The organism is Akkermansia sp. RCC_12PD (assembly GCF_036417355.1).
In the GTDB taxonomy this organism is placed as follows: domain Bacteria; phylum Verrucomicrobiota; class Verrucomicrobiia; order Verrucomicrobiales; family Akkermansiaceae; genus Akkermansia.
Window position 1 is genome coordinate 1,920,491 of sequence record NZ_CP143889.1, and the last position, 14,834, is coordinate 1,935,324.

Genomic DNA, 14,834 nt, shown 5'->3' on the forward strand with positions numbered 1-14,834 from the left:
ACAAGCATCGGCACTTCCGCCGGGAAGATTCCGGGTTCCGGAAGGAATCAGGAGAATTTCTTCACGATGACGGAAGAGTTGTGACCGCCGAACCCGAAGGAGTTGCTCAGTGCGGCGTTCACCTTGGCTTCACGCGCCTTGTTGGGCACGCAGTCCAGGTCGCATTCCGGGTCCTGGTTGTCCACGTTGATGGTAGGCGGAATAATGCCGTCCTGCATGGCCATGAGGCAGGCCGCCAGTTCCACGCCGCCCGCAGCGCCCAGAAGGTGCCCGGTCATGGATTTGGTGGAACTGATCAGCAGACCGTTTTTGGCGTGGTCACCGAATACGGCCTTGATGGCCTTTGTTTCGCAGATGTCGCCCAGGGGGGTAGAGGTGCCGTGCGTGTTGATGTAGTCGATGTCTTCCGGCTTCATTCCCGCGTGGTCCAGGGCCATCTGCATGCAGCGGGCGGCTCCACGGCCTTCGGGATCCGGAGCGGTGAGGTGGTAGGCGTCCGCGGAGATGCCGTAGCCGACGAGTTCCGCATAGATTTTGGCGCCGCGTTTTTGTGCGTGTTCCAGCGTTTCCAGAATGACGACGCCCGCGCCTTCACCCATCACGAAGCCGTCGCGGTCCACGTCATACGGGCGGGAGGCGCGCTGGGGTTCGTCGTTGCGTGAGCTGAGGGCCTTCATGTTGCTGAAGCCCGCTACGCCCGTAGGCAGGATGGTGGCTTCCGCCCCACCGCAGACCATGACGTCCGCATCGCCGAATTTCATGATGCGCCATGCTTCCCCGATGTTGTGGTTGGAGGTGGCGCAGGCCGTGACGATGGACATGTTGGGACCGCCGAAACCGTATTCCATGGAAATGAGGCCGGAGGCGATGTTGCTGATCATGTACGGGATCATGAAGGGGGACACGCGGGCCGGTCCCTTGGAGAGAAGCGTAGCGTGCTGGGTTTCCAGCGTGCCGAGGCCGCCGATGCCGCTCCCGACCATGACGCCGATGCGCGTCTTGTCCACGGCTTCCAGATCCATGCCGGAGTCCTTCAAGGCCATTCCGGCCGCGCCCATGGCAAAGTGCGTGAAGCGGTCCACGCGGCGGGCGTCCTTCGGAGTCCTGAAATAGGGGGTGGGGTCGAAATCCTTGACTTCACCGGCGATTTTCGTGGAATAATCGGAGACGTCCATGGATTTGATGGTGTCAATCCCACTGCGTCCGGCCTTCATGGCTTCCCAGGTGCTTGCAAGATCATTGCCCAGGGGGCTGATCACTCCGATGCCGGTGATAACAATTCTGCGGTCGGTCATAATAAGTGTGAGTGGTTGCAAATAATGCTTAAACCAAAGTAAACGACATTCCGGGAAAGGTCAAGCTAATCCCCCGCGGCCCGGAAGGCCGGAAGCATGGCCTGAAAAAGGTTTTTACGACCCTGTGCGGTCTGGCCCCTTATTCTCCCGGAGCATGGAGGCGCCCGTTTGCCGGACGGCATCCAGGATGAAGTCCACAATGGGGACCGTATCTTTCAGGCAGCGGGGCTGAGGGGCCGCTCCGGCTTCAGGGCCGGCCTTGGTGCTGGCGCCTTCCGGGATACGGGGCAGTTTGGCGATGGGAACACCCGCAGGAATGCCGGGGCGCTTATGGCCTGTTTCCGTCAGCCATGCCAGTTTGAAGAGGTTGTGCCGCTCCAGGATTTTCCTGAAGGCGTCTCCTTCCGGGAAACGAACGTCCGGGGGGAGGTTCAGGAAGGAAGCTACTGCGGGCCAGACGGACCTGGCGATCATCAAATGGCCTTCCGGGCCGGGATGGACGCCATCAGGGGCATAAATGAATCCGGGATTCTTTTCTTTGGCGGTCCTGATTTGGCGGGAAAGCCCGGGGCGCATGTCCGCCACCAGCCAGCCTTTATTTTTCTGCCCGTTCAGCCATCCGGCATAGATGTCCAGAACCGCGTTGTAGCGGGCGGAGTCTTTTTCAGGCGTGTCCGCCATGTAAAGGGGAGGCGTCACGGCGATGAACCGGGCTTTGGCTGATTCTGCCTTTGCTTTCAGTCGTTCCATGCCTTTCTGGTAGGCTTGAAAGTTGGCCTTGGAAAAAGGCTGCATCATGCCGTCGTTCATGCCGTAGCAGGCGATGACCAGGGTGGGCTTGTACCGGGAAAGAATGGCGTCCAGGCGATCATGGATGCAGGGGCGAGGAAAGGCTCCCTGCGCATGGCCGGGCTCTGAAAGTCCGGAGGCTGTTTCGCTGGGAAGGGAAAAGTTGACGATTTCCGCATTCCTGTACGCGGAATTCTGCCGCAGGCCGGATTCCAGGAGAGCCGGCCAATAGCCAGCGTAGGGGATACTGTCCCCCAGAATGGCGATTCTGGGAACTGCTGCCGGGGATTGGGCCGGGAAGAGTGCGAGCAGGACCGGAATGATGCGTATGATGGACATTCCCATGATACGTCACTACGTGGGAGCAGGAATGGATGTTTCAGGGAAACGCCTGTCCGGAAAGAGGAATGCCGCAGGAGTCCCCTGATGGAACTCCCGGTGGGTGTCCGGCTCTTCCTTTTTCCGTCTTCAGGATATGTGTCCAGCGATGACTGGTTGAGGAGCAGGCTGGAAATCCAGGGAAAGGGAATTGACGCAATAACGCATGTTTTTCGGCGTAAGACGTTCGCCACTAAATAGATGTCCCAGGTGTCCTCCGCAATGTGAGCAGGTGATTTCCGTGCGCTGGCCGGAGTTCTGGCGGATGCTCCGGACGGCGTCCGGCAGGGAGTCGTCAAAGCAGGGCCATCCGCAGCCGGCATCGAATTTGTCTTCCGACCGGAACAGGGGTTCCCCGCATTTGCGGCAGACATAGGTGCCCTGTTCGAAAAAGCTGACGAATCTTCCGGAAAAGGGAGGTTCCGTTCCCTGATGCTCAATGATGCGCTTTTCCGTTTCAGTCAGCGGATGCCGCCTGCGGGAGGGACCGGGATCAGGCACGCTCTGGGAGGCGGGAACTCCTCCTTCCACGGCCATGACGCCCGCCACGCCTTCCGCGATCGTCGCCATCCATGATATCCAGTGTTTCCGTTCTTCCGTATTCATACGGGGGTAAGACCGGAGCAGATGCGGTTTCGCTCATTCATGGCACGATATCTTGTGTATAAGGTTCTTTTTTAGGGAAGAAACCAGAAAATATGGGAGTATGTGGAGGTATTAGTATTCCAAATCCAGCCAAAGCTGTTCCCAGACGCCCGGAAGGTGTTCTTCAAGAGGGTTGGAGACGGACAGGCCCAGAAGGCGGAAGGTGCTGTCTCCGGAATCCAGTTCTTCCATCATCGTGCGCGCCAGGGGCAGGATGTCCTCCATGTCCGTCAGGCAGTCCGGCACGGTAATGCTCCGGGATTTCTGGACGAAGTCCGGGAATTTGATTTTCAGGGTCAGGGTATTGCCCCGGAATCCGGCGCGCGCCAGGCGCCCCGCCAGTTCTTCCGCCAGAACGGGGAGGCTGTTTTCCAGGGCCTGGGCTTTAGTGACGTCTTCCCGGTAGGTCTGTTCGCAGCCCACGGATTTGCGGATGCGGGATGATTCCACGGGGCGCTCGTCAATGCCGCGGGCGAAGTTGTAGAATAGGACACCGATTTTTCCGAAGTGGCGGACCAGGAATTCCTGGTCCCGTTCCCTGAGCTGGGCTCCGTTGGTGATGGACAGGGCGTGCATGCGTGCGGCGGTGGCCTGTCCCACGCCCCAGAAGGATTCGATGGGCAGGCGCGCGATGAATTCCGCGGCGCGGGAGGGGTGAATGGTGAACAGGCCGTCCGGTTTGCGGTAGTCGGAAGCGATTTTGGCCAGGAATTTGTTGTAGGAGACCCCCGCGGAGGCCGTCAGGCGCAGTTCCTGGCGAATTTCCCTTTTGATGCGCCGGGCGATTTCCACGGCCAGCGGGATTCCCGGCTTGTTTTCCGTGACGTCCAGAAAGGCTTCGTCCAGGGAAAGAGGTTCCACCAGGTCCGTATAACGGTGGAAAATCTCGCGGATCTGGGCGGAAACGGCTTTGTAGACGTCCATGCGGTTGCGGGTGAAGATCAGCTTGGGACAGAGTTTCATCGCCTTCATGGAAGGCATGGCGGACCGGACCCCGAAGCGGCGCGCTTCATAACTGGCCGCCGCTACCACGCCGCGCATTTCCGCACGTCCCACGGCAATAGGTTTGCCGCGGTATTCCGGATGGTCCCGCTGTTCAATGGATGCGTAAAAGGCATCCATATCCACATGGATGATTTTTCTCTGTTTCATGGGGAATGTCCGTGTTCCGGCCGATACCGGATGGGTGAACGGAGAAGACGGCTCAGGATACCACGGGTTCCCTTTTCAGTCCAGTTGGACGGGGAAAAAGGGGATGTTGAGGAAATTTATGTTTCCAGTGGGAAATGGATTTTTCAAAGGGAGGAATTATGCATTCAACGCAGAAGAAAACCAGGAACCGGGAATCCGGACAAGAGAGGCGGCCGGATGGATGGGCGTGCGATTGGGGGCTGCTCTCCGTGCCCGACAGGGGTGTTGTCCAATATCCTGAAGAAGCGGCTTTCATCCGCGTTTAAGGAGATGCGCGGATTCCTTTTTTCATGGAAGTCCCCCGTCTTCCGGCTTGAACCGGGGATGCCGGTAAACGGAGAAAGGAATTCAGGGAAAAGGAATAATTGGAGTTAGGCGTTTGTCCGGAATATGGTACATTGCGGACATGTCCAACCGGAAAAGGGGAGGCCTGGGGCGCCTGCTGCAAAAGGTCTTGAATATGGATGAGGCCGAGCTGCCTGCAGCGGCGGGAGGCATTCTGCTGTTTTTTCTGCTGTTCCTGGCGTATTCCATGCTGCGCCCGGTCCGGGAAATGATGGGCATTGCGGGCGGAGTCCGGAATTTGCAGTGGCTGTTTACGGCTACGTTTGCGGCATCTCTCATGTTTCAGCTGTTGTTCGGGTGGATTGCCTGCCGCGTGCCGAGAAGGTCCATCCTTCCGTGGACGTACGGATTTTTTATTCTCAATCTGGGGATGTTTGCCGCACTCATGTTGGCGTGTCCGGACAGTGTCTGGACGGCACGGGTGTTTTACGTGTGGCTGTCCGTTTTCAATCTGCTGGCCGTATCCGTGGCATGGAGCGTGCTGGCGGATGTGATGAGAGGAGGACAGGTGAAACGCCTGTTCGCGCTGGTGGCCAGCGGCAGCAGCCTGGGAGCCGTGCTGGGGCCTGCCGTGACGGCGTCTCTGGCCGGAATAGTGGACAGCATATGGCTGTTTGCCCTGGCCGCCATTCTTCTGGGGCTGGCGGTTCTGGCGGGGATGTATCTGCACCGCTGGCGGGACGGGAATCCGGCCAGCGGAGGGGAAGCAGGCGCGCCTTTTCCGGAGGATTGCCGGGCGCGTCCCCTTGGCGGCAACCCGTTTACCGGGGCTTCCGCCGTGTTCCGTTCCCCCTTTCTGATGGGGATCGGGCTGTTCATCGTTCTTCTGGCCAGCACCAACACCTTCCTGTACTTTGAACTGATGCGGGCTGTGGCTTCCGCCTTTCCCGATCCTGTCCGGCAGACCCGGGTGTTCGGAATCATTGATGTCATTGTTCAGGGGAGTACCATGCTGCTGCAGGTGTTTTTTGCCGGGCGCATTGTCCGGAGGTTTGGACTATCCGCACTGCTGGTGGCGGTTCCGGTCCTCATTTCCCTGGGATTTGTCTGGATGGCTTTTTCTCCGGTCTTTGCCGTGGCAGCCGTCGTGATGGTAGCGCGGCGCATTGGAGAATACGGCCTGGTGCGGCCTGGACGCGAAATGCTGAATTCCGTGCTGTCTCCGGAGGAAAAGTACAAGGCCAAAAGCTTTATAGATACGGTGCTTTACCGCGGCGGGGACGCCGCGAGCGCATGGCTGAAACGTTCACTTGACGTTCTGGGCGGCCATTCCCCGCTTGCCATGCTGGGCGGGGCCGCTATTTCCGCCCTGTGGGCGGCCACCGGATTTTTCCTGGCCCGCAGGCACCGCGAGATGGCCGGAAGACAGGATGAAGGCTGAAAGATTGTTCCGGAGAAGGAAATGAAAAGGGAGAAAGGAAGACCGGCTCCCCCGGACGGGGAGGAAAAATGTGGAAGATATGCTCTTGATCCCTCCTGTTTTTTGGGTTACTGATATATAACCTGTTCTTCACTGAATGATTATGTGTCTGTCCGGCATATGGCAGAAAGCCGCCTTCGGTTAAAAAAATCCGGTACTTCCTATGATGTCTGGTTGTTTCGATCTAGTTTATAAGCGTGCCTTCGCTCTGTCTTCCGGCATCCGGAAACTTCGGTTATTCCGGTTTGCCGTCAGGTTCGCGGGGGCATGGATGCTGCTCGTTCCTTCGGTGCCTGCTTCCGGGACGCTTCCCTCCCTTCCTCCCGTTGAAGAGGGGAAGGGACCGTCTTTCTTTCTTTTCCGCCGCATGGCGGATTCCGTCATGGCATCAGCCCGGCAGGGGAATGCCAGGGCACAGTTCCTGACCGGAGTTTGTTATTATACCGGGGAAGGGGTGGGGAAAGATCTGAAAGAAGCGTTTCAATGGTTTTCCCGTGCCGCGCAGCAGGGAGATCCGGAAAGCCAGTTTTATCTTGGGGTGATGCATGAATGCGGAGAAGGTGTGGAACAGGATGCAAAAAAGGCTTTTGAATGGTACCTGCTGGCAGCCGGGCAGGAATATGCGCCGGCCCAGCACAATGTGGGGAATTTTTATTATAAGGGAGTGGGGACGGAGAAGGATTTAAAGAAGGCGGTCAAATGGCTGACTCTGGCGGCTATGCGCGGAATACCCCAGTCGCAGAACCTGCTTGGTCTCTGTTGTACGGAAGGGCTGGGCATGGAACAGGATTTCAAGGAAGCTTCCAGGTGGTATACTTTGTCCGCCCAGCAGGGACTTGCCGATGCCCAGAACAATCTGGGGATTCTCTATGAGCGGGGGCTCGGGGTTCCTCAGGATTTCAAGGAAGCCTTCAAATGGTTCTCCGCCGCTGCCCGTCAGGGATATTTTGCTGCTCAAAATAATCTGGGAACCCTGTATGACCGGGGTCTCGGAGTCCGGCAGGATTGGAAGAAGGCGTTTGAATTATATTCCCTGGCTGCGGCGCAGGGGTATGGAATGGCCCAGAGCAACCTCGGAAAGATGTATGAGACGGGAAGAGGAGTTCGGCAGGATTTAAAAAAAGCATTCGATCTGTATTTGTCCGCCGCGCAGCAGGGAGAGGCCGACGGCCAAAACAACGTGGGAGTCATGTATGAGAGAGGAATGGGAATCCCGCAGAATTTGAAAGAAGCGTTCAAGTGGTTTTCCGCCGCCGCCCGGCAGGAAAACGCATGGGCGCAAAACAACCTCGGAGCCATGTATTATTACGGTCGTGGCGTTCCGCAGGATCCAAAGGAGGCGTTCCAATGGTTTTCTCTTTCCGCCGCGCAAGGCAATTCTTCCGCTCAGAAAAATCTGGGACTCCTGTATGAATATGGACAGGGTGCGGAAAAGGATCTGAAAGAGGCGTTCCAATGGTTTTCCCTGGCTGCCGTCCAGGGAGAGAATGATGCCCGGTACCGGTTGGGGCTTTTGTATGAGAATGGCAAGGGTGTTGATAAGGATGTAAAGGAAGCGTGCAAATGGTATGCCCTTGCGGCGGAACAGGGGCATCCCGCGGCTCAAAACAATCTGGGGACCATGTATGAGGCGGGAGACGGGGTGCAGAAGGATTTGAAGGAAGCGTGCAAATGGTACGCCCTTGCGGCGGAACAGGGATATGCCGCGGCTCAAGACAATCTCGGGACCATGTATGAAGGGGGGCAGGGAGTGGAGAAGGATTTGAAAGAGGCCTTCAAATGGTATCTGGCGTCCGCCCGGCAGGGAAATTCAAACGCCCAGTATCATTTGGCGCGGATGTACCTGAAAGGTGCAGGCGTGGAGCAGGATTACCGTGAAGCTGTGAAATGGTACGGGAAAGCGGCGGAACAGAACGTTCCGGCTGCCCAGTTTGGGCTGGGGCTGCTTTACCTGACAGGGAACGGAACTGAGCAGGATGAGGCAGAAGGCAGAAAATGGATTGCCAAGGCGGCGGAACAAGGCCTGGAGGAAGCCCGGGATATGCTCAAACTGCTTGATGACCTATTTCCGAAACAGAACGGAGAAGATTGATTCCGGCCAGTACAGGCTCAAAACGGGCTGCTTCATTTCTGCCGAATCCCGGAGGAAGGGAGGAGATTCGCCAAGGGTACATGGATCACGGATAGCCGCAGAAGTTGCGGCAAATGGTCAGTCTATCACCAGTTCCATTTGAATATCGACCCTTTCGTAGGCCGGATGGCTTTTCGGAATTTCCTTGAACCCCAGTTTTCTGTAGAGCCGTATGGCCGGGCGCAGAAGCGTGTTGCTTTCCAGAAAGATTTTTTTGCATCCCAGTTCTTTTGCCTTGCTGATGACGGTCCGGCACAGCAATACACCGATTCCTTTTCCCTGAACCCCGGGACTGACTGCGAGCTTGGCCAGTTCATATTCATGCTCCGGATCGTCTTTTTTGCACAGAGCGCATACGCCGACAGGTTCATCCCTGTACAGGGCAATGAAAATGTGGCCTCCTTTGTCCAGAATGTATTCCTGCGGGTGGTCCAGCGCCTTGTGGTCGGGTTCTTCCATTTCCCAGTGGGCGGTGATCCATTCTTCATTGAGAGCCTTGAAAGCGGATTGGTAGCGGGGCTCATAGGCAATGACGGCGATGTCTTTTCCCTCCCTCTCCTTTTTGGCTTCTTTTACCCGTTCGAATAATGTTTTTTCCGACAGCAGGTCTTCCCATTCTTCAATGGCCCGCCACAGGTCGTTCCGGGCCTGCCGGGCGATTTGTTCCACGGCGGATTCAACGTCGGGATAGCATTCGGCCATGATTCCGGCCATTTTTTTTCCTTTGGAGGACAGCGTGACCATGTTTCTTCTTCCGTCCGATTTGTCCCTAGTTTCTTTCACCAGTCCCCTTGCTCCCATTTCTTTTACGATGTTGCTGACGGACGGATGCGAATGCCCTATTTCCCTGGCGATTGCGGTGATGGTCTTCGCCTCGCCGCGGGACAGCACAAAAAAGACGGGAAACCACTTCGGGCGGATGTCCACGCCGTACATGCCGTAAATTAGTTCGGCGTCGTTTGTTATCTTATCCGTCAGCATGCGCAGCCTGCTTCCGATGGCCATTTTGCCCGTCTGGTTGAAAAAATCCATATCGTTTTTGTGTTATTAAAAACGTAATTAGTTACGAAATTAATTACGTATTATCTCATAGATGTCAAAGATTTTTTTACCCATTTTGCGAAACTTCGTTCATTTTGTCCGTGTTTCCAGGATGACCGCTCCGGTATTTGTTTCCCATAGTATCTGGCGTACGAATTTTTCTCCGATTGGGCCGGGGCCGGAAGGACGTGCCGCCCTTTTTAAGGCACGGCTATTCCTGATTATTGAGGAATAATAGGGAAAAGAGAATGAAAGACCCTTGCAAAACACTTCTTTTGCAAGGGTCTGGAATTGAAAATCTGGTAGGCCCGGTAGGAATCGAACCTACATCGTCGGTACCGGAAACCGATGTCCTATCCATTGAACGACGAGCCCATGTTCCAATCGGAACGAGAGAGATAGAATATAAAAAACGGACCGGATGCAAGTGTTTTTATGCGGGTGACGAAATTGGAGGGGAAGGTGGGGCGGAAGGCAAAGGGCTGAACAGCGGAGTTGTCCGGCCTAGGGGCGCATTCAGGGATGGGCGGCAGGAATAGCCTGGGTTCCCGTCAGGAGATTTTGTGATGGAAGGAGAAGATGGCAGCGAATACGGATACCGCCGTTACGATCAGAATGGCCCCGAAGAGCGGCCAGAGGTCCAGGAATCCGGCCCCTTCCAGGAAGATGCGCTGGATGAGTTCCAGGCCGTACCGCATGGGGTTGAGCAGGGTAAGGTCCTGGAAGATGTCCGGCATGCTGGAGATGGGGGTGGCGAAGCCGGAGAGCATGACCATGGGCACCAGGAGCAGGAAGGTTCCCACAATGGCCTGCTGGAGGGATTGGGCGAAGGAGGAGATGCACAGCCCTATGGCCGTCGCGGTGATGATGAAGAGCAGAATGGCCGTGGCAAGGAGCCAGATGGAGCCCTGGAAGGGGATGCGGAACCAGAACATGGCCACCAGCACCACGAAGACGGCCTGCATGGAGCCGGTGATGACCGTGGCGATGCCTTTGCCCAGCAGGATTTCCCCCGGGTTGTACGGGGCTACCAAGAGCTGGTCAAAGGTGCCTTCCTCCCGTTCCCGGGCGATGGAGAGTGCCCCGGAGAGGATGGAGTTGATCAGGGCCAGGACGGCGATGAGGCCGGGCACGATGAACCAGCGCGTAATGAGATTAGGGTTGAACCAGGAGCGGGTTTCTATTTCCACCGGGGAGGCGCCGCCGTTTCTGGCGGCCAGGTCCGCGCCGAAGGCGGAGGCGATTTGCTGGGCGTAGCCGAGGGCGATGGCTGCCGTGTTTGCGTTGCGCCCGTCCGCAATGAGCTGAAGGGAGGCAGGGCGGCCCGTCTGGAGGTTGCGGGAGAAGTCCGGCGGAATGGTGAGCCCTATGACGATTTTCCGGTTGTCGATCATGCGGTCTATGTCCTTTTCCGTGGATGCCGCGGCCTGCCGCCGGAAGATGCCTGTGCCTTCCAGGTCCGCAATGTACTGGGCGGCGGATTCCCCGCCGTCCTTGTCCAGCACGGCGTAGGGCACGCGCGTGACGTTCATGGTAGCCGCGTATCCGAAGATGCAGATCTGGATGATGGGCGGGATGATGAGGGCCATGCGGCTTTTTTTGTCCCTGAGCACGGCCAGCAGTTCCTTTTTGACGAGGGAGGTTATTCTGACGAAGAAGTCCATGACGTTATTCCAGGGATTTGGGAGCTTTCAAACGGGCGATGCCCATGAGGACGACGGCAAAGACGCCCAGTGTGATGCAGCACGGGATGATGACGGAGGGGATGTCCCCGGCCAGGAAGAGGGTCTGGAGCAGGGTGACGTAATAGCGCGCCGGGATCATGTAGGTGAGGGCGCGCACGGCGGGCGGCATGTTCAGAATGTCGTACAGGAAGCCGGAGAGCATGAGGGCCGGCATGAAGGTGCCCATGATGGCGAACTGGCAGGCCAGGAACTGGTTTTTCGTGGCCGTGGAGATGACGAGCCCCAACCCCAGGGCCACAATGAGGAACAGGGCGGAGACCGCCAGCAGCAGGGTGAGGGAGCCGCGGATGGGGATGCCGAAGACAAAGGCGGCGAAGACCATGGAGATGGCCAGGCTGACCATGCCCAGCAGGAAGTTGGTAGCCGCCTTGGCAGTGAGGATTTCCCCGCTGCCCACGGGGGTGACGAAGAGGCTTTCCAGTGTGCCCCGTTCATATTCCCGCGCCATGACCAGGGAAGTGAGGAGCGCCCCGATCATGGTCATAATGGTGACGATGACGCCGGGAACCAGGTAGTAGTGGCTGTCGTTGGCTTCATTGAAGCGGGTGCGCGTCTGTACGTCCAGCACGGGGGCGGACTGTCCGTGCAGGGAGGCCCCCCAGGAACCCACAACGGCCTGAAGGTAGTTGCGGATGAGGGTGGCCTGGTTGGCGTTGACCCCGTTGACGACGATCTGGACTTTGGTGACGCCGCCGTTGAGGGTGTCCGGGGCGTTGCTTTGCAGGGCGATGAAGGCATCCACTTCATGGGTGCGCAGCAGTTCTTCCGCCTCGCGGGTGGAGAAGACGCGCCGGGTCTGGAAGTATTTGGAGAGGGTGAGGCGCGTTTCCAGATTGGTGGATTCGCTGGAGGCCGGAACGGCCAGGTACGCGATGCGCACGTTTTTGATGTCCATGCTCATGCCGTAGCCGAAGAGGAGCAGAAGCACGGCGGGAAGGATGACGGCGATTCCCACGTTGCCGGGGTCTCTGACTACCTGGTGCAGTTCCTTGACGATGAGGGCGCCGATGCGTTTGAGAGAGGAGATCATGGGTTTTCCCCTCCTTTCTTCATGTATTTTTCCGTGATAGCCAGGAAGGCATCTTCCAGGGAGGCGGGCGCGCCATCCTCCCGGGGCGGGGCGTGTTTGCGTATTTCATCCGGGGAGCCTTCCGCCAGCGTGGTGCCGTCCATCATGATGAGCATGTTGTCGCAGAATTCCGCTTCTCCCAGGAAGTGCGTGGTGATGATGATGGTGACTCCTTTTTCCGCCAGCGAGTTGATGCGCAGCCAGAAGTCGCGCCGTGCCAGCGGGTCCGCGCCGGAGGTGGGCTCGTCCAGAAAGAGGATGTCCGGGGAGTGGAGCAGCCCGCACGCCATGCTGAGGCGCTGCTTGTAGCCGCCGGGCAGGTGGGCGGCGGGGGCGTTCATGTAGGGGGTGAGGCGGAATTCCTTTTCCATGGCCTGGATGGCCTCCTTTCTTTCCTTCCCGGCCATGCCGTAAGCCCCGGCGAAGAATTCCAGGTTCTGCCGCGTGGTGAGCATGCCGTACATGGAGAATTTCTGGGCTACGTACCCTACTTTCCGCCGTGCCCGGGCGGCGGCTGTCCGCAAATCAGCACCCGCTACGTTGAGCGTGCCGCTAGTGGCAGGCAGCAGCCCGCAGAGCATGCGGAAGGTGGTGCTTTTCCCGGCACCATTCGGACCCAGCAGTCCGAAGACCTGCCCTTTCCGGACGGAGAAGCTGACGTGGTTGACGGCGGTGAAGCTACCGAATTGGCGCACGAGGTCCGTGACCCGGATGACGACGTCCCCTTCCGCCGCCTGTTCCGGGAGCGGCTTGCCTTCCGGAACGGGAATGTCGCCGGACGCCGGGTCCGTTTGTTCCGCCAGCAGGGTCATGAAGCCGTCGGAGAAATCCGGACGGCCCGGCTGGGGATGGTATTCCTCCAGTTTTTGCCGCGTGGGGTGGTCCGGCGGCAGGATGATGCGGACTGTTCCGCCCTGGGGCGTGGCGTTGATGATGCCGGGCATGGTGGCCAGCCTGCTCTGGAACTGGCGGGTGTTGATTTTTTCCGGGGTCTGCACCGTGACGCACATGCCTTCCGCGCGCGCGATGACGTCCGCGGGCGGCGCGTCCACGAGCAGCCGCCCCTGATACATGATGAGGGTTCTGTTGCAGTAGGCGGATTCATCCATGTACGAGGTGCTGACGAGCACCCCCACGCCTTCCTCATGGGAGAATTGCCGGAGGATGTTCCACAGTTCCCGGCGGGAGAGTGGGTCCACGCCCACCGTAGGTTCGTCCAGCAGGATGAGGGACGGGGAGGAGATCAGCGAGCAGCACAGCCCCAGCTTCTGCTTCATGCCGCCGGAGAGTTTGCCTGCCAGGCGTCCGGTGAAGCGTTCCAGGCTGGTCATGGAGAGGAGGTCGCGGAAGCGTTTTTCCCGGTCCTGGCCGGAGACGCCGTGCATGCGGGCGTAAAGCTCCATGTTTTCCCGGACGGTGAGGTCCTCGTACAGGCCGAATTTCTGCGGCATGTAACCGATGGAGGATTGAATGGCACGGCTTTTTTTCACGGAGTCCAGATTCAGGACGGAGATGGAGCCTTCATGCGGTTTCATCAGCCCCGTGATCAGGCGGATGAGGGTGGTTTTTCCCGCGCCGTCCGGCCCCAGCAGCCCCACGATTTCCCCGGAAGACAGGCGGAAGGAGATTCCGGCCACCGCCGCAAAGGGGACGCCTGCCGGGTCCGGGAACATTTTGCGCACGTTCCGGCAGTCGATCAGAAGACGGGAGTTTGCGTTCATGGCCTGGACTGTTCCGGAGAGGGCCGGCCGTTTTCCTGGTCCAGGGGGATAGTGACTGTGGCCGGGGCGCCCAGGCGCAGCCGGTTGTCCGGGTCGTCCACGATGATGCGCACTTCATAGACCAGGGCTGTTCTGAGGTCCGGCGTTTCCACGTTCTTGGGCGTGAATTCCGCAACGGAGGAAATGAAGCCCACCGTTCCCTTGAAGTCCGTGCCGGGAAAGCTGTCGTTATGCACGGTGGCGGAGAAACCGGGCCTGACTTTTCCAAGCTGGGTTTCCGTGAGGTATGCCCTTACCCATTTGGTGTGGTTCAGGGAGAGGTTGTAAACGGGTTTCTGGGGTGAGGCCATGTCCCCTTTTTCCAGGATGCGGTTGCGCACTACGGCGTCACTCGGAGCGTAGAGAATGGCGTCTTTCAGATTTTGCTCCCTGATGGTGAGATTGGCCCTGGCCTGGTTGTACTGGGCGAGTGCCTGGGCTATGTCTTCCGCGCGGGAGCCGGCCAGGAGCAGTTCCAGCTGTTTTTGCGCTACGTCCAGATTGGCGGCGGCCACCCGCTGGGAGGCTACGGCGTCGTCCGCTTCCTGCCGGGAGATGGATTTGGTTTCAGCCAGCGCCACGAGCCTTTTGCTGCGCAGGGCGGCATTGTTCAGCGTGGCCTGGGCGGATTCCACATTCGCCCGTGCCTGGGCTATTTCTTCCCGGCGGGGGCCGTTTTTCACCCGCAGGTAGTTCTGGCGGGCGGCTTCCGCCGTCTGGCGCGCTTCATCTACGGCCTGCTGCAGGCGGACCGTTTCCAGCGTGGCGAGTTTCTGTCCGGCGGTGACGGTGTCTCCTTCGTCCACCAGCACGGAGTCGATCCTCTCGGAGATCAGGAAAGCCAGATCCACCTGCCTGAGGTCCACGTTGCCGTAGAGCACGGCTTCCTGCTCGGGGCCGGCGGGAGCTTCCCGGTAAATGAACCAGGCCGCCGCGCCTGCGGCACACAGCAGGATCAGGATGATCACCAGCTTTTTCATGTCTATGTTTATACGCATGTATAATATTTCTTTGCAAACAAAAAC

General features: G+C 58.4%; 11 protein-coding genes and 1 tRNA gene. 2 read left to right on the top strand and 10 right to left on the bottom strand.

What is annotated here, in order from left to right; all coding sequences use genetic code 11:
* Positions 1 to 47: 47 nt before the first annotated feature.
* From fabF to dinB, 4 genes are all read right to left on the bottom strand, one after another.
* A complete protein-coding gene (gene fabF, locus V3C20_RS08130; RefSeq protein WP_130084485.1) occupies positions 48 to 1,295 on the bottom strand; it encodes a beta-ketoacyl-ACP synthase II in 1,248 nt (415 codons plus the stop codon).
* 114 nt (positions 1,296 to 1,409) lie between these two features.
* Positions 1,410 to 2,429: a GDSL-type esterase/lipase family protein gene (locus V3C20_RS08135; protein WP_130084484.1), complete on the bottom strand. Its 1,020-nt coding sequence runs from the start codon at positions 2,427 to 2,429 to the stop codon at positions 1,410 to 1,412.
* Between the two features lie 123 nt (positions 2,430 to 2,552).
* Positions 2,553 to 3,068, bottom strand: coding sequence for a peptide-methionine (R)-S-oxide reductase MsrB (gene msrB, locus V3C20_RS08140; protein ID WP_238623854.1), 516 nt, complete (start codon positions 3,066 to 3,068; stop codon positions 2,553 to 2,555).
* Between the two features lie 111 nt (positions 3,069 to 3,179).
* The gene (gene dinB / locus V3C20_RS08145; RefSeq protein WP_130084483.1) at positions 3,180 to 4,259 is read right to left on the bottom strand and encodes a DNA polymerase IV; all 1,080 of its coding nucleotides are present in this window, start codon (positions 4,257 to 4,259) and stop codon (positions 3,180 to 3,182) included.
* Positions 4,260 to 4,758: 499 nt separating this feature from the next.
* Between dinB and V3C20_RS08150 the strand changes: the two genes are divergently transcribed.
* Positions 4,759 to 6,024: an MFS transporter gene (locus tag V3C20_RS08150; RefSeq protein ID WP_342779003.1), complete on the top strand. Its 1,266-nt coding sequence runs from the start codon at positions 4,759 to 4,761 to the stop codon at positions 6,022 to 6,024.
* Positions 6,025 to 6,352: 328 nt separating this feature from the next.
* Complete coding sequence (locus V3C20_RS08155; RefSeq protein WP_161981808.1) at positions 6,353 to 8,155, top strand: tetratricopeptide repeat protein; 1,803 nt, start codon at positions 6,353 to 6,355, stop codon at positions 8,153 to 8,155.
* A 117-nt stretch (positions 8,156 to 8,272) separates the two neighbouring features.
* Here the strand turns inward: V3C20_RS08155 and V3C20_RS08160 are convergent, their stop codons facing one another.
* From V3C20_RS08160 to V3C20_RS08185, 6 genes are all read right to left on the bottom strand, one after another.
* A complete protein-coding gene (locus V3C20_RS08160; RefSeq protein WP_130084480.1) occupies positions 8,273 to 9,226 on the bottom strand; it encodes a GNAT family N-acetyltransferase in 954 nt (317 codons plus the stop codon).
* A 309-nt stretch (positions 9,227 to 9,535) separates the two neighbouring features.
* Positions 9,536 to 9,610 (bottom strand) — tRNA-Arg (locus V3C20_RS08165).
* A 176-nt stretch (positions 9,611 to 9,786) separates the two neighbouring features.
* Positions 9,787 to 10,899, bottom strand: a complete 1,113-nt coding sequence (locus tag V3C20_RS08170; protein WP_130084479.1) for an ABC transporter permease — start codon at positions 10,897 to 10,899, stop codon at positions 9,787 to 9,789.
* A gap of 4 nt (positions 10,900 to 10,903) precedes the next feature.
* The gene (locus V3C20_RS08175) at positions 10,904 to 12,010 is read right to left on the bottom strand and encodes an ABC transporter permease (RefSeq protein WP_130084478.1); all 1,107 of its coding nucleotides are present in this window, start codon (positions 12,008 to 12,010) and stop codon (positions 10,904 to 10,906) included.
* Complete coding sequence (locus V3C20_RS08180; RefSeq protein WP_130084477.1) at positions 12,007 to 13,770, bottom strand: ATP-binding cassette domain-containing protein; 1,764 nt, start codon at positions 13,768 to 13,770, stop codon at positions 12,007 to 12,009. Before V3C20_RS08180 ends, V3C20_RS08175 begins: the two co-directional genes overlap by 4 nt.
* Positions 13,767 to 14,789, bottom strand: coding sequence for an efflux RND transporter periplasmic adaptor subunit (locus tag V3C20_RS08185; protein WP_130084476.1), 1,023 nt, complete (start codon positions 14,787 to 14,789; stop codon positions 13,767 to 13,769). The genes V3C20_RS08180 and V3C20_RS08185 overlap by 4 nt, the downstream gene beginning before the upstream one ends.
* Positions 14,790 to 14,834: the final 45 nt, after the last annotated feature.